The following is a 16,592-nucleotide window of genomic DNA, read 5'->3' on the forward strand; positions in this document are numbered from 1 at the left end:
CGCGCAACGGTCGACGTCACACCGGCGCCTTGCCGCGCACTTCCGACTTTTCCAGATAGTAGCTCGAATATTTATCAAAGAATTTTTCCGAGCCGCCGAACGATCCGTATTTGGCCAGTTTCTTCAAATCGACCTTGTTCAGCACCGCGCCGACGATCTTGTTGGCGACATAGGGTTCGGATTCCAGCATCGACCTGACCATCGCGCGCGGGGTGCGCCCCCACTCGGTGACCAGGACAAAACCGTCGACCAACGGCGCGAAAGCCTTGGCGTCGACCACCGGTCCGAGCGGCGGCAGATCGACGACGATGTATTCGAACGTCTCCTTGGCGTTCTCGATGAAGCGTCGCATGCCGGCCGAGGAGAGAAGTTCGCTGGTATGCGAGAAGTGACCGCGCAGCACCGCCGGGATGATCGCCAGCTTCGTCTGCCTGTCGATCTTGCCGACGGACTGCCAGGTCTGGCCACTGACCACCGCTTCCATCAAGCCCTGCTCGGTTTCCATGCCAAGGCCCCGGCTGAGGCCGGGATTGCGCAAGTCGCCGTCGATCAGCAGCGTCTTGGAGCCATTGGCGGCGAGCAAGCCGGCGAGATTTGCCGCGACCGTCGACTTGCCTTCGCCGGGAAGCACCGAGATGACGCCGATGACGCGGCTGCCTTGCCCTTCCATCACGACGTCGAAGGCGATCTTGGCGCTGCGCAGCGTTTCGGAGAACATCGAGGCTGGAGAATCGATGCTGACCCGCATGCGCGCCCGCCTTTCGGCCGCCGACAGCGATTGGGTGGTCTTGGCGTCTACCTGGGTCTCGCCCGGCTTTTCGTCCTTGCCGAGCTTGCCGCCGATCGTCGGGAGATAGCCGAGGAATTTCAGGTTGACGCGGTCGCGCACGTCCTCGCCGGTCCTGAAGAAGCGTTCGTTGAACTCGTTCAGCCCACCAAAGCCGGCGCCCATCAGCAGGCCAAGCACCAGCGAAAGTCCGAGCACGACGATGGTGCGCGGGCTCGAGGCCGCCATCGGCATCGACGCGTCGGAGATGATGCGGATCTTGCCGACAGGGAAGGATTGCTGTTGCGCAGCTTCCTCATAGCGGCCGAGGAATGTCTGATAGAGCGTGGTGAGCGCCGTCGCCTGCTGATCGAGTTCACGCAGCTTGACTTGCGTCTGGTTGTCGACGGAACTCTTGCCCTGTGCGGCCGCGACGTTGGCCCGGAGCGCGGTCTCGCGTGCCTGCGCCACCTCATATTCGTTGCGATAGCTTTCGGTCAGCTGCTTCAGCTCGCCGAAAATCTGCGTCGATATGTCGGCCTTCTCCTTGGAGAGAGCCACCGCCTGCGGGTGCTCGGGGCCGAAATTCGCCTCGACGTCCTGCAGACGCTTGGCCACCGTGAGGTAGCGGGTCTTGAGCGCCGATATGACCGAGCTGCTCGGCTGGTCGCTCGATATGGCGGCATCCTTGAAGGCGTTTTCGGAGCCGCTGTCGACAATGGCTTTGTACTGCTGGTAGCGGGCGCTGGCGCGCGCGGTGTCGGCCTGCGCCACGATAAGCTGGGCGTTGAGGTCGGAAAGCTGCTTGTCGCTCATCAGCTGGCCATCGCTGTTGGCGGCCAGCCCGTGTTCGGCCCTGAATTTCTCAACCGCAAGCGAAGCTGCCTGCGAGCTCTGGCGCAGCTCCGTCAACCGGCCCTGGAGCCAGACCGCAGCCCGCTCGGTGGCATCGAAGCTGGCGTCGAGCTGATCGGCGAGATAGGCATCGGCGTAGGCCTTGGTGATCGCGTTTGCCAAAGCCGGGTCCGTCGCCTGATAGCCGAGCGCGATGACGTAGCTTCGCCCGATGCGTTCAGCACGGATCTCGTTCTGCAGTTTGAGGATCGCGTAGTCGCGGCGCGACGTGGCGATCAGCGCATCGCGGGCGGCCGGGTCGAGCTTGCTGAAGTCAGTGCCACCCGGCATGGAAGAGTTGGGGCGGACATACTGGATCAGGCCGCGGATGAGGCCTATGCCTTGGGCAAGCGCCGACTGGGGCGGATTCATGAATGTGTCGTTCTGGTCGAGCTTCAGCTTGTCGACGACCACGGCGGCAAGCCGCGTCGAGGTCAGGATCTCGATCTGGCTCAGGATCGCCGAATCGGTCTGCATGGTTGTCGACGTCGCCGAAATGTCGTCGACAATCTTGTTCAAGCCCTCATCGATCAGCACGCTGGCGACCGACTGATATTTAGGCGGCGTCGTCTGCAAATAGAGCAAGCCCAGGAAGAGACCGATGACGGCACACACGGCAACCACCTTGGCCTGCCGTGCGGCCATGCCAAGCAGCCGCTCGATATCGATGAAGTCTTCGCCGTCTCCTGCGTCCGAATTCGGCAATGGCATCCTCTTGTCGAGAGGAAAGTTGGCATAATTCATCTTCGGTCCAATTCTAGAGCCGGTCCATCGCAATGGACTCTATCTCACTGTTTCAACATGATCTTTTCCGGAAACCGGGACCCACTTTCCGGGATCATGCCTTGGCTTGCAGGCGCCTCGAAGATCGGGAGCATCGCCAGAAGCGAAGCAAGCGTCGTGCCAGACGGCGAGAACCTGCCGGCCCCTCTTCGCCGGCCATCTGACCATGCTCCCGAAAGATGGGCATTATGCGGCTTCTTCCTGGCGTTCATGCGACCGGACGAACTCCTGAAGCATCTCGAAAACCGGACCCTTCATGTCGTCGCGCGCCAGCGCGAAGGCGATGTTGGCCTGGATGAACCCTTCCTTGGAACCGCAGTCGAACATGCGACCCTTAAAAGGCTGGGCGAAGAACGACTGATCCTTCGACAGACGAACCATGGCGTCCGTCAATTGAATCTCGTTGCCGGCGCCGCGCTGCTGATTGCCCAGAAGCGCGAAAATCTCGGGCTGCAGGATGTAGCGGCCATTGATGTAGAAATTCGACGGCGCATTGGCCGGCGCCGGCTTCTCGACCATGGCCGTCACCTCGAAACCGCCACCGATCTCGGCGCCACGGCCAACGATGCCGTATTTGTTGGTCTCGCTCGGTTCGCAACGCTCGACGGCGATCACGTTGCCGCCCGTGCGCTCATAAAGCTCGACGGTTTCGGCGAGGCATCCGCGCCCGCCGAAGGACACCATGTCCGGCAGCAGCAAGGCGAAGGGCTCATTGCCGATAACCTCGCGCGCGCACCAGACGGCATGGCCGAGGCCTTGCGGCGATTGCTGGCGGATGAAGCTGGTGGCACCGGCCACAGGCAGCATGCTTTCGAGCGCCTCCAACTGGGTCTTCTTGCCGGTCTGCTCCAGGGTGCCGATCAATTCCGGATGCAGGTCGAAATAGTCCTCGATCACCGCCTTGTTGCGGCCGGTCACGAAGACGATGTGCTCGATGCCCGCCTCGAAGGCCTCGTCCACCGCATATTGCACGACAGGCCTGTCGACCACGGGAAGCATTTCCTTTGGCATCGACTTGGTCGCCGGCAGGAATCTTGTTCCAAGCCCCGCCACCGGTATCACGGCCTTCCTGATTTTCTTCATCGCAAATTCCTTCTGAGGAGATCGACTTCAGTCCATTCACAGGCCACGAAAAATCCCTCCATGTGCCTGCATCTTCACCTCCCCGCCCCAACGGCAAATTGTGCCGCCATTCTTCGCAACCGCACGGCGATCGGCATGCCCATATGCCTGACCGCCGCCGGGTCGCTGAGCGCTGTTCGGATCGCCTTGAGCGGGGACCGCGCCTTGATGTGCTGTACCAGTGACAGAAACGATGCCGCCTTGCGCAGGCTGCGGCCGCGCCGGGCGAACGCGGCCTGCGCGGCCTCATCCATCCGATGGGTTTGAGCGAACACGGCATCCGCCCTGCGCATCGCTTCGACGTGGTGAAGCTCGAGCACGCGCGAGATGGAGCCGCTGCGGATATGATAGGCATAGCCGATATCGGGCTCGACGACGCATTTTCCGCCCCTGGCCAAGGCGCCGGCAAACAGGATGTAGTCTTCGCCGATCCTCAGCTTTTCGTCGTAGCGAAGCCGGTTTTCGTTCAGGAACTCGCGCTGGAAGATCGGCTTGAGATAGCCGAGGTTGAACTTGGACTCGAAGACGACGTTGCCGGCGATGTAGGTGGCCAGCGAAATCTCGCGCAAGCCTTCCAGATATTGCCGCGGGAACATCGCGTCCTCGATGACGCCGTCCTCGCGAACGACCTGCAGATTGTCGACGGCGATCTGGGCATCCGCGCTTTCGGCACGAGCGATCATGGCTGCGAGCCGGCCGGGAAAGACCGCGTCGTCGGAATCGAGAACCGCGATCCATCTGCCTCGGGCGGCGTCGAGGCCGGCATTCCTGGCGCCGCCGGGGCCGCGGTTGCTGGCCAGGGCGACGACACGGACGATATCCCCGGGGTAGGCCCGCGCCACGTCGAGCGTCGCATCGCGCGACTTGTCGTCGACGACGATGATTTCGACGCTGACACCCTTCTGGGCGATGGCGCTGGCAATTGCCCGATCAAGGGTCGCCTCGGCGTTGTAGGCGGCAATAACGAAGGAAACATCCGGGACAGAGCTGACGTCAGGCTGCACGTTTGCCTCCCTCCTGTGGCGACGGCTGGCCATAGAGGCGAATTTCGCGGATGCCGACGAGGCCGCTGACGACACCGACATGCATAATGCCGCGCAGCACGCTGCGGTTCCTGCGGACTGGACTGACGACGACCGGAAGTGCCGAGGCGAAGCAATAGATGGCCTTTGCCGAGGCCAGGCCGACCTGCTTGACCAGGCCGATGCCGCTGGCGCTACTGCCCAGGAGATGGCCATGCGTCTGGCCGACGCGAAAGCGGCGGCGGCCGAGCCATTCGAATGCCGCCCTTGAGCGCGGCACCACCTCGTCGACCCACGCCTCGGGCGCGAAGGCGATGCGGCCGCCGGCCTTGTGCATCTGGTCGAAGAATTCGGTGTCCTCGCCGCCGGTCTGGCCACGCGCCAGGCTGAAGCGGCGGCCGCGCAGGCTGTCCGAGCCCATCCGCAGCAGAACATTGCAGGTGTAGCCGGTGCGGATCTCGCCGCGTACCCAGACGGGCAAGGTCGAATGGAAATCGCCGCGCCGCATCCAGTCCGGCGCATCCGGGCGATAGCGCGCCCTGACCGGGCCGAGCACGACGGCGACACCGCTTTGCTGCGCCATCGCGACCAGTTCGGCGAGCCATCGAGGCGTGGCCGTCTCGTCGTCATCAATGAAGGCGACGAAATCCGCTGTGCTCGCATCGAGGCAGGCATTGCGGGCGATCGAGATGTTGCGCGCCGGGGCATGCCGATAGTGGATCGGCACCGTCAATTCCCGCGACAGCGCCGCCACCAGATCACGGGCCGTCGGGGTGTCGTCATTGTCGGCGACGATAATGCGGATATCGAATCCCGCCGGCATCTCCATGGCGTCGAGCGAGCGCAGCGTGTCAGCCAGCTCCGGCCGGCGAAACGTGCAGACGCCGATGTCGATGCTGCGGTTCTTTGCCGACGCCGCCATCAGGCCACTCCGCGTCGCGAGCCGAGGCCGAGAAGCTGCAGCCAGAAGCCAACCGACCAGCCAAGATGCATGACCATGGCCGAGACACCGGCCAGCGCAACGTCAGCCTTGCGCTGGCGGATAGCCGTCACCAGCCCGTAGCCCAGGCACACCGACACCCACAGCAACAAAGGCACTGCCGCAATCCAATGCACGAAGGAGAAGGCCGCAAGAAGAACCACCGGGAAGACCGCCAGCGGCACCATCTGCCGGATCTTTGGGATGACGCGGTGCTTCAGCACATTCTTGGCACGCCCGCGACCGTAGCCGAGATACTGGAAATAGAGGCCTGAGAGCGAGGTGCGCGGATAGTAGACCATCTGCGTCTTGCCACTCATCCAGATCTTGTAGCCGGCCTTGCGCAGGCGATAATCGAGCTCGGCGTCCTCGTTATGGCTGAACGCTTCGTCGTAGCCGCCGACGGCGCCGAATGCCGATATCCGCATCAGTGCATGATGGCCGTGATCGATCCACTGTCCCTGCGAAAGATGCCGATGCTTCGAGCCGCCGGTGCCGAGCTTGGAGTTCTGCGCCGCGGCGGCCGCCTTCTGCACGGCACCGCTGCCGCTGGTCAGCATCGAAACGACAACCGAATCCGCTGATGTAGCCAGAGCTTCCTCGACCAGCCGGTCGCAATAATCGTCGGGATAACCGCCATGCGCATCGATGCGGATGAGATAGTCGGCACCATCGCCGAAGGTACCGACGGCGAGATTGATCGCCGCGCTCTGGATGCGCCGCTTGTTGTGGAGCAGGATAACCCGCGGGTCCTTGGCAATCACATCCTCGACGATGGAAAGCGTGCCGTCGGTGCTGCCGCCGTCGGCGACGATGATCCGGGCGCCAAGCCGGGCGGCCGCGGGCCGCAATTGATCGAGCAGCGCACCGATATGGGTGGCTTCATTCAGGCACGGAATGACGATCAGGCTGGATGAGGGTCTTTCGGTCTGCGTCATCAACCTCTGTCCATCTTGCCTCTGTCCATCCTTGGCCATCCTATGCCAATGCCTCGGCGGCAAAGGAGCCGGGCACGGCCGTCAGGCTGCGCAGCCGCTCGACAAGCGCCCGGCAATCGCTGCGATCGTAGCTCCAGGTCCTCGGATTGCGGGCCAGAACGCGCTCCTTCAGCCTGGCGAAGCGATGCTCCTCCATCTTGCCGAGCACGGCTTCGAGCGCTTCGGGCGACGCTTGCGGCAACAGCACGCCGATATCCTGCTGTTTGAGGAACCGCCCGGTCTCGGTGTTGCCCATCGAGATCGGCACCGCTCCGAAGCGGCAGCCTTCATAGAGCCGGTTGGGCAGAAGCCATTCGGAGTTCTGCCCCGCCTCGAAGAAATCGATCGCCCACGAAAAATGGACATCGTTGTAGATCGCCGCCATGTCTTCCGGATTGCGGTAGGGCCCGAGAAACGACAGCCACGGCTCGGCTTCGACAAAGCCGTGAAAGTCAGGGAATTCCGACAAAGCCGGACGGCCGCGCAGCACGATCTCGAAGCGGCCCTCCATGCGGCGGGAGAAATCGGCCAGCAGCTCGAGTGAGCGTCGGCAGCGCAGCGCACCGAACCAGCCGATCCGCCATGGCGGACCGACCGGGCTCTCTTCAGTCTCCGGAGCGCCGGGCAAGATCGTCGCGGCCTCGAAATATTTGTTTTCGACCAGCTCGATGGGTGCCGCAACCTGGCCGAACGGCTTGAAATAATTGGCGATAAAGGCAGGAGAACTGGTCACCAGCAGCTTCACATCCCTGGCCAGAAAGCGCTCGGTGGCGCGCAGCGCCTTGCCCAGGACATCGTTGCGCAGCACAAGCCGATGAATGTCGAGGCACTCGTATACGATCGGAACCGATGCACCGAAGGCTGACCTGGCGCGGCGGGCAAGCGCCAGCATTTCCAGGTTGCGCGCGATGATGAGATCCGGTTTTGGCATACCGCCAAGCTTCGAGCCTATCGAAACGGCTGCTTTGGCGACGGCCGCGAGGCGTTGGCCGAATCGCCCGTCACGCGTCGCGCCGAGGTCGATCGGCCGCAGTCCCTCGATATCCGCAATCGGATTCGCGGTGCGACGGAAGCCGGCCAAAGTGACCTGGGCCCCACCTGCCCTGAGCATCGTGATCCGCCGGCGCACCGCCGGGTCGGAAACGTCGTGCACAAGGTACAAGACATGCAGCATAAAAACTCGACCGCTGTTGGCCCACCCGAGGGAATGCTAGTACAGGTCTTGCTGCATCGCAACATTTTTGGTGCGGCGGCCCACGTTTTCTGTTGCACTGCAAAATTATTGCCGTAGTTTGTGGTCGGCGGCGGTCGTGGATTTTCGGGCTCGGAAATCCACGTAAAAAAAAATCAGGAATCCTGAATTTGGAAGCCAATGCATTCGATCCGCCAGAAGGCTCCTTGCGCAAATCGGTTGGGCGCGGCGCGGTTGTCACGGCCATGGCGCAGTCGGTGCGGGTCGCGACACAGATCCTGTCCGTCATCGTCTTGTCGCGGTTGTTGTCGCCACAGGATTTCGGCGTCGTGGCGATGTGCGCGCCGGTGCTTGCCTTTATCGCCCTGTTCCAGGATTTCGGCCTGACCCAGGCGACGATCCAGAAGTCGGGCATCCGGCATGAGGAGGTGAACTACCTCTTCTGGATCAACGTCGCGGTCAGCGCGATCCTGGCTTGCGTGCTTGCGGGTGCGGCGCCGCTGGTTGCCGCCTTTTACGGCGAGCCGCGCGTGACGGGCCTGGTGGCTGCGTTCGGGCTGCAGATCATGGCCTATGGGCTGGGCGCCCAGCATCTGGCGCTCTTGACGCGCCGCATGCAGTTCGGCCGGCTGGCCGTCGTCGACGTCGCCAGCGCCATTGCCGGGCTTGCGGTGTCGATCGCCTGGACCTTTATCGATCGCTCCTATTGGGCCCTGTTTGCCGGCACGCTGACCGGTGCCGTGCTGCCGACGCTCTGCTATTGGGCGAGCTCGCGCTGGCGCCCGGGCCTGCCGCGCAAGGTCGCCGGCATCGGCGAGCTGATTAATTTCGGCGCCGGCATCACCGGCTTCAACTTCGCCAATTTCTTTGCCCGCAACCTCGACAATGTGCTGATCGGCAAATATTGGGGCGAGGCGCAACTCGGCCTCTATGACCGCGCCTACAAGCTGCTTCTGTTTCCGCTGAGCCAGATCACCAACCCGCTGTCGAAGGTGATGGTTCCGGCGCTTTCGAGGCTGAAGGATGAGCCGGATCGCTACCGCAGCGCCTATCTGCGCGTCATGCCGCTGATCCTGCTGGTGGCGCTTCCCGGCGTCGCCTTCGCCACCGCGATGTCGGATGTGCTGATCCCCTTCGTGCTCGGCGAGCAATGGCGCGCAAGCGCCTCGATTTTCCTGGCGCTCGGCTTTGCCGGGCTGCTGCAGCCGCTCAACAATCCGGCGGGGTGGCTTTTCGTCAGCCAGGGCCGCTCCGGCGATTTCATGCGCTGGGGCATCATAACGGCCGTGACGTCGGTGCTGGCCTTCATGCTCGGCCTGCCCTATGGCGCGCTGGGCGTGGCGATCGCCTATGCGATCAGCGAATATCTGCGGACGCCGTTCCTGTGGCTCTATGTCGGCAAGAGCGGGCCGCTTCAGGCGCACCATGTACTTCGCGCGGCAACGCCGTTCGTGCTTGGCGCCCATCTGGCACTGGCCGGCATCTGGTTCATCAAGCCAGCGCTGCCGCAGCAGCATGTCGTCGCCCTGGCCAGCGGCGCCGTGCTCGCCTACCTCATCACCATCGTCATCGCACTGGCATTCGCCTCCGGCCGCGAAGCCTTGCGCGAGGCCCTCAAGATGCTGCCGGCAAGGCTGCCTGCGGCGGCGGCGCGCGAAGCGCAATAATTTGGGCGTCTTCGACTGCTACCGACATCTCCTCCAGGACCAGGTCTGAACCATGCACTACCGATCGATCTCCGATATGAACGACGCCATCGTCAGGGGCCTGCACCGGCTGCCGCGCGACATCGACCTGGTGGTCGGTGTGCCGAGAAGCGGCGTTTTGGCAGCGACACTGGTCAGCCTTGCCGCGAACATCCCGATGACCGATCTCGACAGCTTCCTGGAAGGGCGTATCTATACGTCTGGCGTCACCAAGCGCCGTGCCGCTCTCGACCGCAAGGTTTCCGAGATGCGCAAGGTGCTGGTGATCGACGACAGCGTCGCCGGCGGCAACGCCATGCGTGACGCACGCGCCCGCATCCAGGCTGCGGGCATCAAGGCGGAGTTCACCTTTGCCGCCGTGTTCGGCCTTGAGCCCCAGCACCAGGAAACCGACCTCGTCTTCGAAGTCGTGCCGCATCCGCGCATGTTCCAGTGGAACTTCATGCATCATAAATTCCTGGCGCAATGCTGCGTCGACATTGACGGCGTGCTGTGCCTCGATCCGACAGAGGCGGAAAACGACGACGGCCCGGCCTATGAACAATTCCTCAGCGAAGCGCGGCCGCTCCATGTCGCGACCCACAGGATCGGCTGGCTGGTCACCAGCCGGCTGGAGAAATACCGCGCGCTCACCGAGGCATGGCTCGCCAAGCATGAGATCAAATACGACCAGTTGATCATGCTCGATCTGCCGAGCAAGGCGGAACGGCAACGGCTCGGCGCGCATGGCAGTTTCAAGGCCGATTTCTACCGCAAATCCGATGCCATCCTGTTCATCGAGAGCGAGCACGAACAGGCGCTGAGGATCACCGAACTGTCAGGCAAGCCGGTGCTGTGCGTCGAAACGCATATGGTCAGCTTTCCCAACACGCTGTCGCTGCCGGCACTTGGCCAGGCGGCCAGAAACCTGCCGGCAAGGCTGCGGCAGATCAAGTCGCAAGAGGGCCGCAAAAGCGCCGCCAAGACCATTGCCCGCGCGCTGCTTGGCGCCCGCGGCTACGAGACGCTGAAAAGCCGGGTCAAACGCCCGGCCTGACCTGCTCAGGCGGCGCCGTCAGGCCGCCTGCCGCGCGCGTTGCTGCATGGCCCTGTCCAGTATCGAGAAGAAGGTGATGAACTGGCGATCGGGATCGAGTTCCGGGCGCCCGGCGAAGCTGCGGGCGAGGCTGGAAAGCCGGTCATATTCCTGGTTGTCGTTCCACAGCCGCCTGACGGCCGCGACCCAGTCGGCCAGCGGTGCATCATAATCCAGCACCACGCCACCGGAGCCGATCGCTTCGGGCAGACCGCCGCGCCGCGAGCCGACAACGGGGATTCCGCTGCAATGGGCCTCCGACGCGACGCGGCCCCAGGCCTCTTCCCACTTGCTGGGAGCAAGCAGGATCTTCGTGCGGCCGTAGACCGTCTTCATGTCGCTGGTGCGGCTCTCCAGGACGACATTGCCCAAGGGAGCGATCGTCTGCTCGATCCGCGCCCGGTGATCGTCGTCGAGCTTCCAGCTTTCGACGAACAGGAATGGAATTTCGCGGCAGGCGCCGGCGATCCGCACCGCGAGCTCGAACCCCTTTTCCTCATAAGGGTTGATCAGCGTGACGAACTGGCCCGTCGTCGGCGTCGAGTAGTGCGCCGGGTTGATGGTTGGCGGGATCACCACCGCCTCGATGCCGAACTCCTGTCTGTAAGTACGTGCGGTGAAGTCAGAATTGGCGATGTAAAGCGCGGAATGCAATTCGCGCAGATCGCCGCCCAGTTCATGGAACTCGACATTGCGGAGATAGACGACCAGAGGCACGCCCTCCGCCTGCAGCGCCTTGCCGATCGGAACCGATTTGTGACACTGGACCACGGCGACATCGGGCTTCAGCCTGTCGACGGCATAGCCCGCTGCTTCCCAGGGAAACCAGGCCCGCACCACCGGATAGCCGGGATAGCTGTCGACAACCGCCGGCTGCCGCAGCAGCTTCATCTTGGCGCGCGCCTTGAAGCCGAAGACACCATCACCGAACAGGGCGGCGAGCACAGCGGCTTCATGACCGTGCTCGATCAGCTGTTCGGCCAGATGATGCGTGCTCGACTGAACGCCGCCGCTGAACTCGGGCGGGTAGCCGTTGCCGCCTGCAAAGAGAACTTTCATGATCGGGCTCCTTGTCGCATCTCGTATTCCTTGCTCGGAGACAACAGGCAAAGTCCGCCGCCTCGCTTTCGACGTCAGGCAAGTTTCGGCGGCTCCAGATTGGCGAAGGGATTGGTACACGATTGCCAGCCGGTAAATCGGATCGGGTCGTTGGGCGAACTGCGCCAGGCATAGTCCGTCAGCATATGGAATTCGGCGACCACCCAGCGGTCGAAATGCACTAGATCTTCCCGCTTCCGCTCGGGCAGCAGGCGGCGTGCTGCGCCCAATTTGAGTTCCTCCACCAGCGTGACGGCGTCGCTTAGTTTTTCGCTTGGAAAGTTCCACGGATTCCTGTTGCGGAACGCCAGCACGAACTGCTGCAGATGCTCGATGCGGATGTTCAACTTGCCAAGGTATTTTTCCAGCGTGACGCGCACCAGATCCTCGTCCGAGAACGAGGAAACGGCGGCGTAGGCGACCCCTGTCGAAACCACTCCGCCAGCCATGACGGCCAGGGCCGAGCGTCTGGAAATCTCGATCATGCGATACCTCCTTTCACGCGATCCGGCTCGCCGCCCGCAAGGACAGCGCTGCCGCGGTCAGGCTCGGGTTGGCGCAGGAGCAGCTCGGATAGGTGCTGGTGCCGACGACGACCAGATTTCTGAGCTGGTGGTGGATCATGCCGCTGTCGATGACCGAATCGGCTGGGCCCGTACCCATCCTCAGCGTGCCCTGGACGTGCGATTCGCTCGGCCGAATGCCGCGGTCGAAGAGCTTTTCGACCGGCAGCGGCGCCAGAAGGCCAGGCAATTTCTCCAGAGCGCGCGCCATGCCCTTCACCGCATAGTCCGATGGCGCCTTGAAGCTGACGAAGGCATTCTCATCCTCGTCAAGCGTGACGAAGTTCTCGGGATCGAGCAAGTCCTCGGTGACCACGACAAGCGGCAGCGCCTGGCGTAGCCGCCCTTTTTCGGCACGCAGTCCGTGCTGCCAGCGGTTCTCGAAATAGACCAGTGCCGCCGCATGCTCCGATCGGTGAGGACCATCATAGAGGCCGAAATTCAGGCCGGTGGTGATGGTGCTGCCATCGAAATTGTCGACGCCGTCCAGATAGACCTCGAAATTCCAGCCGTAGGATTCATGCAGGCCGCTGCCGACGAACTCGCCGCCCAGGCCGGATCGCAGCATGATCGCCGCGCTCTGGATGGCATTGGCGCCGAGAATGAAGAGATCGCCGCTGACCTGGTATTCCTTGCCGTCATGGCGGAACGTGACCGAACGGACAGCGCCGCCGACGTGATCGAGCCGGCGGACTTCCGCACCGAGGCAGACCGAGACGTCGGGATGCTCGAAGACGTGCATCAACCCGTTGTTGACGGTGAATTTGGCGTCGACCGGGCACAGCCAGCAACGCAGATTGGCACAGCACGAGGTGCGTTGTGATGTCGGCAGCCGCGCCCGCGCGGTTGGCATGACAAAGTGCTGGCCGGGCTGCGCCGCCTTCATCACCCTGTCCGGTGTCGACATGCGATGCGGCGGTTGCGGAAACGGCTTCGAGCGGGGCAGCATCGCCGCCATGTCGGGATCGCCGGAGATCGACATGATGTCTTCCGCGTCGCAATAGAACGGCTCGACGTCGTCATAGCTGATCGGCCAGTCATTGCCGATACCGTAGGTGCTTTTCAGCCGGAAATCATTGGGATGAAATCTTGGCGTCTGCGCGAACCAGCAGTTCGTCCCGCCACCCAGTCCGATCGTGTAGTTCCACGGCTTGTTGGAATTGGTCTTGTAGGTCGTTTCGTCTTCGATGTCGGTGTTGACGTTCTGCTCGAGCTGCCATTCATGGGTGTTGTGGCGCCCCCACTCCAGCACCAGAATGCGTGCCTTTCGGCGCTTGGCGAACTCGTGCAGGAAGAAGGCCGAACCGAAGCCGGAACCGATCGCTACGAGATCGAAATGATCCTTGGTGATTTGCTCCGGCTTTACGTCCAGCACCATCGGCTACAACTCCACACAGAAATACGCGCTCAGTCCCAGCGCCCGCAGGCCATGTGCGGACCGGTATTGCATCCGTCTGCCAGGGCCTAGTCTCATGCCGCCATTCTGCCGATCGAGTGATATTCGATGCCGTGGCGGGCGATGACCTTGGGGTCATAGAGGTTGCGGCCGTCGAAGATGACCGGCGTAATCAGCGCATCCTTTACCGCATCGAAGGACGGCGCGCGAAAGCTCTTCCATTCCGTGGCGATCAGCAGCGCATCGGCACCGCGCAGCGCTGCCTCCTTGGTGCCGCACAGAAGCAGGTCGTCGCGCAACCCGTAGATGGCCTGGCATTCCTGCATCGCCTCGGGATCATAGGCCTGCACATTGGCGCCGGCCTTCCAGAGCGCTTCCATCAGGACGCGCGCCGGCGCCTCACGCATGTCGTCGGTGTTGGGCTTGAAGGCCAGGCCCCAGAGCGCAAAGGTCTTGCCTTTGAGGTTGCCCTTGAAATAGCGGTCCACCTTGTCGAAGAGAACCGATTTCTGTGCGTTGTTGCGCTCCTCGACGGCGCGCAGCAGCTTGGCGTCGAATTTGACGCCTTCGGCGGTCTTGATCAGCGCCCGCACGTCCTTGGGGAAGCACGAACCGCCATAACCCAGACCCGGATAGATGAAATGGTAGCCGATGCGGGGATCGCTGCCGATGCCCTTGCGGACCTCCTCGATGTCGGCGCCGAGCTGTTCGGCCAAATTGGCCATCTCGTTCATGAAGCTGATCTTGGTCGCCAGCATACAGTTGGCGGCATATTTGGTGAATTCGGCGCTTCGCACGTCCATCACGATCATCTTCTCGTGGTTGCGGTTGAACGGCGCGTAGAGTTCGCGCATCACAGCCTCGGTGTCCTCGCTGTCGGTGCCGACGATGATGCGGTCCGGCTTCATGCAATCGGCGACCGCGGACCCCTCCTTGAGGAACTCGGGATTCGAAGCGACATCGAAAGCCAGGTCCTCGCGGCCTCTTTTCTTCAACGTGTCGGCAATCCTGGCCTTCACCTTTTCGCAGGTGCCGACCGGCACCGTAGACTTGCCGACGACGATCTTGGGTTTGTCCATTTCGCGGCCGATGGTCTCAGCGACGGCCAGCACATATTTGAGATCGGCCGAGCCGTCCTCGCCCGGCGGCGTGCCGACCGCGATCATCTGGATCTCGCCATGCCTGACAGCGGCGGCGGCATCGGTGGTGAACTTGATGCGGCCGGCGGCATGGTTTTCCTTAACGAGGTTTTCCAAACCGGGTTCGAAAATGGGAACCAGGCCCTGGTTGAGCCGCTCGACCTTGGCGCCGTCGATGTCGACGCACACCACCTGGTGCCCGACTTCGGCAAGGACCGCAGCCTGCACGAGGCCGACATAGCCAATTCCAAACACCGTCAAATTCATTCGGTTTCATTCCCATGCAAGGCAGCGGACCGTTTTCGGTCCCGCCGGTTCAAATCGACTTTCCCAACTACTTTACACTGCATGCCAGCGATTCCGGAAATTGACAGGGTTCGCCGAGCGCCGTGAAGGCAACCCGCTCGATCTGCAGGGAAAGCTTGCGGCCCGGATCCGCGAACGCTCCCATCCAACCCTTCATCGTATCGCTGCCCCAAAAGCTGAAGAATATCTTCTGTGCATGGCTGGGCAGCTTCGCCGGGTCGGTAATCGTGTTCACCAGCTGGCCGTTGACGTACCATCGCAAGCTGTCCTTCTGCCAGACGAAGGCGTAGTCGTTGAAGGCGTTCTCCGTGCCGCCAGGCACGTCGACCAGCTTCTCGTTCTTGCCCTTGCCCGCGATATAGGCATTGACCTGCACCTTGGAAGTGTCCTTGGTCAGCACCTCGAAGTCGATCTCGTCCCAGGGCTGCTTGTCGCTGGGACCGATATAGGTGAAGAACGCCGCGTTGAGGCCGGAGCCGGTATCGGTCTTCAGCCGTGCCTCATAGGTGCCGTAGCCGAAGCGCTGCTTGGTCTGTATCTCGCCGCAGACGTAGTCGCGATCCTTCAGCGTCTGCTTTTCGAAGCCGAGCGACAGCACATTATTCGACAGTTCGACCATGCCTTTCGACCAGGTGCAATTCTGATGGCTGCCGTTGTTCCAGCCGTCGGAAACATACCAGCGCGCGCGATCGAAGCTTTTGAAATCATCGACGAAGGACGGCGATGTCGGAATTTCCTGGGCGTAGGAAGGGGTTGCCAGGAAACCGCCGAGAGCAGCCAGCAGCAACGCACCGAGCGACCCCAGCCGTCGCCAGGCGGCTTGTCCGGTCCGATATGCGAGAGGCGGCGCGTCAATTGCTGTCGTAGGTTTCGGATTCGACTTCATATCAAACTCACCTTTGCGCTGTGTGTCCCCAACCCAAAGTCGACGTGCGAACCGCTCCTGAACGGGCCAACCTTGACCTCCCCTGTGACCCTCTCGATTGCTTCCCGCTCTGCATCAAATCTGTTGCAACAGTTCCGAACCTTCACGTTCAACCTCTGCCGGCGCCTGCCGGCCAGGCGAATTCCGCCGAGGCGGCCGAATCGGCATTCTCGTCGAAGACCATATCCAGCGAATGACGGAGCTCTTTCATCATGCCGTCCTGGCGCGACAGCGCCGCAATGCGGCGTTCGCAATTCAGGATCGACTGTGTCAGCGCGCTGACTTCCGAAGACCGCTTGTCGGAAGCTGAGCCGTTTTCCATGGCTTCGACCAGGAAGGCGGCGTTGGTCGACGTTGTCCGGTAGCGATTCTCAAGCCCGGTTCTCTCGGCCTCGATCTCGGCCGCAATCTGTTCGAACAGCTTTGCCAGACGATCAAGACGTGAAACATCGGCCTGCCGGTCGCGGGCCGGATCCCTTGATCTGAAACCGAATATCGAGGCCATGAACTCAGATTCCTGTCATCGCCGGCTTGTGGGCCGGGCTTCTGGCCGATCCCCGCAGCCGGGGCTCAAAAATTCGTGTTGCGTTGTCCTGCTCCTTTTGAGGGAGAACATCGGACCAATCCGATCGGGGGCCAGTTCGGCTGG

At 62.4% G+C, this 16,592-nt stretch carries 14 protein-coding genes; 2 read left to right on the plus strand and 12 right to left on the minus strand.

The genetic code is table 11. The features are described from left to right. Nucleotides 1–16 precede the first annotated feature (16 nt). The 6 genes from EOB59_RS02470 to EOB59_RS02495 form a co-directional block, all read right to left on the minus strand. Nucleotides 17–2,404, minus strand: coding sequence for a polysaccharide biosynthesis tyrosine autokinase (locus EOB59_RS02470; RefSeq protein WP_127811275.1), 2,388 nt, complete (start codon nucleotides 2,402–2,404; stop codon nucleotides 17–19). A 225-nt stretch (nucleotides 2,405–2,629) separates the two neighbouring features. Next, complete coding sequence (locus EOB59_RS02475) at nucleotides 2,630–3,526, minus strand: UTP--glucose-1-phosphate uridylyltransferase (RefSeq protein WP_127269746.1); 897 nt, start codon at nucleotides 3,524–3,526, stop codon at nucleotides 2,630–2,632. A 74-nt stretch (nucleotides 3,527–3,600) separates the two neighbouring features. Beyond that, complete coding sequence (locus EOB59_RS02480) at nucleotides 3,601–4,569, minus strand: glycosyltransferase family 2 protein (protein WP_128287566.1); 969 nt, start codon at nucleotides 4,567–4,569, stop codon at nucleotides 3,601–3,603. Next, on the minus strand, nucleotides 4,559–5,509 hold the full coding sequence (locus tag EOB59_RS02485) for a glycosyltransferase family 2 protein (RefSeq protein ID WP_128287567.1): 951 nt from the start codon (nucleotides 5,507–5,509) through the stop codon (nucleotides 4,559–4,561). Before EOB59_RS02485 ends, EOB59_RS02480 begins: the two co-directional genes overlap by 11 nt. Continuing rightward, nucleotides 5,509–6,504, minus strand: coding sequence for a glycosyltransferase family 2 protein (locus EOB59_RS02490; protein ID WP_128287568.1), 996 nt, complete (start codon nucleotides 6,502–6,504; stop codon nucleotides 5,509–5,511). Before EOB59_RS02490 ends, EOB59_RS02485 begins: the two co-directional genes overlap by 1 nt. Before the next feature lie 40 nt (nucleotides 6,505–6,544). Continuing rightward, nucleotides 6,545–7,717 carry a glycosyltransferase gene (locus EOB59_RS02495; RefSeq protein WP_127270877.1) on the minus strand — a complete coding sequence of 391 codons (1,173 nt, stop codon included), beginning with the start codon at nucleotides 7,715–7,717 and terminating at the stop codon, nucleotides 6,545–6,547. Nucleotides 7,718–7,905: 188 nt separating this feature from the next. On the opposite strand from EOB59_RS02495, the gene EOB59_RS02500 reads away from it, so the two are divergent. Continuing rightward, nucleotides 7,906–9,402 carry a lipopolysaccharide biosynthesis protein gene (locus tag EOB59_RS02500; RefSeq protein ID WP_127808142.1) on the plus strand — a complete coding sequence of 499 codons (1,497 nt, stop codon included), beginning with the start codon at nucleotides 7,906–7,908 and terminating at the stop codon, nucleotides 9,400–9,402. 52 nt (nucleotides 9,403–9,454) lie between these two features. Next, the gene (locus tag EOB59_RS02505; protein WP_127396117.1) at nucleotides 9,455–10,477 is read left to right on the plus strand and encodes a phosphoribosyltransferase family protein; all 1,023 of its coding nucleotides are present in this window, start codon (nucleotides 9,455–9,457) and stop codon (nucleotides 10,475–10,477) included. Between the two features lie 18 nt (nucleotides 10,478–10,495). On the opposite strand, the gene EOB59_RS02510 is transcribed toward EOB59_RS02505, so the two are convergent. From EOB59_RS02510 to EOB59_RS02535, 6 genes are all read right to left on the minus strand, one after another. Beyond that, nucleotides 10,496–11,575 (minus strand): glycosyltransferase, encoded by a 1,080-nt coding sequence (locus EOB59_RS02510; protein WP_127267654.1) that lies wholly within the window; start codon nucleotides 11,573–11,575, stop codon nucleotides 10,496–10,498. A 74-nt stretch (nucleotides 11,576–11,649) separates the two neighbouring features. After that, the gene (locus tag EOB59_RS02515; RefSeq protein ID WP_127267655.1) at nucleotides 11,650–12,099 is read right to left on the minus strand and encodes a hypothetical protein; all 450 of its coding nucleotides are present in this window, start codon (nucleotides 12,097–12,099) and stop codon (nucleotides 11,650–11,652) included. Nucleotides 12,100–12,112: 13 nt separating this feature from the next. Next, on the minus strand, nucleotides 12,113–13,555 hold the full coding sequence (locus EOB59_RS02520; protein ID WP_127808143.1) for a GMC family oxidoreductase: 1,443 nt from the start codon (nucleotides 13,553–13,555) through the stop codon (nucleotides 12,113–12,115). 92 nt (nucleotides 13,556–13,647) lie between these two features. Continuing rightward, nucleotides 13,648–14,979: a UDP-glucose/GDP-mannose dehydrogenase family protein gene (locus EOB59_RS02525; RefSeq protein WP_127808144.1), complete on the minus strand. Its 1,332-nt coding sequence runs from the start codon at nucleotides 14,977–14,979 to the stop codon at nucleotides 13,648–13,650. A 67-nt stretch (nucleotides 14,980–15,046) separates the two neighbouring features. Beyond that, nucleotides 15,047–15,904, minus strand: coding sequence for a family 16 glycosylhydrolase (locus tag EOB59_RS02530; RefSeq protein WP_127808145.1), 858 nt, complete (start codon nucleotides 15,902–15,904; stop codon nucleotides 15,047–15,049). 148 nt (nucleotides 15,905–16,052) lie between these two features. Beyond that, a complete protein-coding gene (locus EOB59_RS02535) occupies nucleotides 16,053–16,448 on the minus strand; it encodes a hypothetical protein (protein WP_128287569.1) in 396 nt (131 codons plus the stop codon). Nucleotides 16,449–16,592: the final 144 nt, after the last annotated feature.

The sequence above is a fragment of the Mesorhizobium sp. M7A.F.Ca.MR.176.00.0.0 genome, assembly GCF_004023165.1.
Taxonomy (GTDB): domain Bacteria; phylum Pseudomonadota; class Alphaproteobacteria; order Rhizobiales; family Rhizobiaceae; genus Mesorhizobium.

Coding starts and splice junctions, on each gene's coding strand:
- EOB59_RS02470 (WP_127811275.1), bottom strand. CDS start 2,404: ATGAATTATGCCAACTTTCCTCTCGACAAGAGGATGCCATTGCCGAAT.
- EOB59_RS02475 (WP_127269746.1), bottom strand. CDS start 3,526: ATGAAGAAAATCAGGAAGGCCGTGATACCGGTGGCGGGGCTTGGAACA.
- EOB59_RS02485 (WP_128287567.1), bottom strand. CDS start 5,509: ATGGCGGCGTCGGCAAAGAACCGCAGCATCGACATCGGCGTCTGCACG.
- EOB59_RS02490 (WP_128287568.1), bottom strand. CDS start 6,504: ATGACGCAGACCGAAAGACCCTCATCCAGCCTGATCGTCATTCCGTGC.
- EOB59_RS02495 (WP_127270877.1), bottom strand. CDS start 7,717: ATGCTGCATGTCTTGTACCTTGTGCACGACGTTTCCGACCCGGCGGTG.
- EOB59_RS02505 (WP_127396117.1), top strand. CDS start 9,455: ATGCACTACCGATCGATCTCCGATATGAACGACGCCATCGTCAGGGGC.
- EOB59_RS02510 (WP_127267654.1), bottom strand. CDS start 11,575: ATGAAAGTTCTCTTTGCAGGCGGCAACGGCTACCCGCCCGAGTTCAGC.
- EOB59_RS02515 (WP_127267655.1), bottom strand. CDS start 12,099: ATGATCGAGATTTCCAGACGCTCGGCCCTGGCCGTCATGGCTGGCGGA.
- EOB59_RS02520 (WP_127808143.1), bottom strand. CDS start 13,555: ATGGTGCTGGACGTAAAGCCGGAGCAAATCACCAAGGATCATTTCGAT.
- EOB59_RS02525 (WP_127808144.1), bottom strand. CDS start 14,979: ATGAATTTGACGGTGTTTGGAATTGGCTATGTCGGCCTCGTGCAGGCT.
- EOB59_RS02530 (WP_127808145.1), bottom strand. CDS start 15,904: ATGAAGTCGAATCCGAAACCTACGACAGCAATTGACGCGCCGCCTCTC.
- EOB59_RS02535 (WP_128287569.1), bottom strand. CDS start 16,448: ATGGCCTCGATATTCGGTTTCAGATCAAGGGATCCGGCCCGCGACCGG.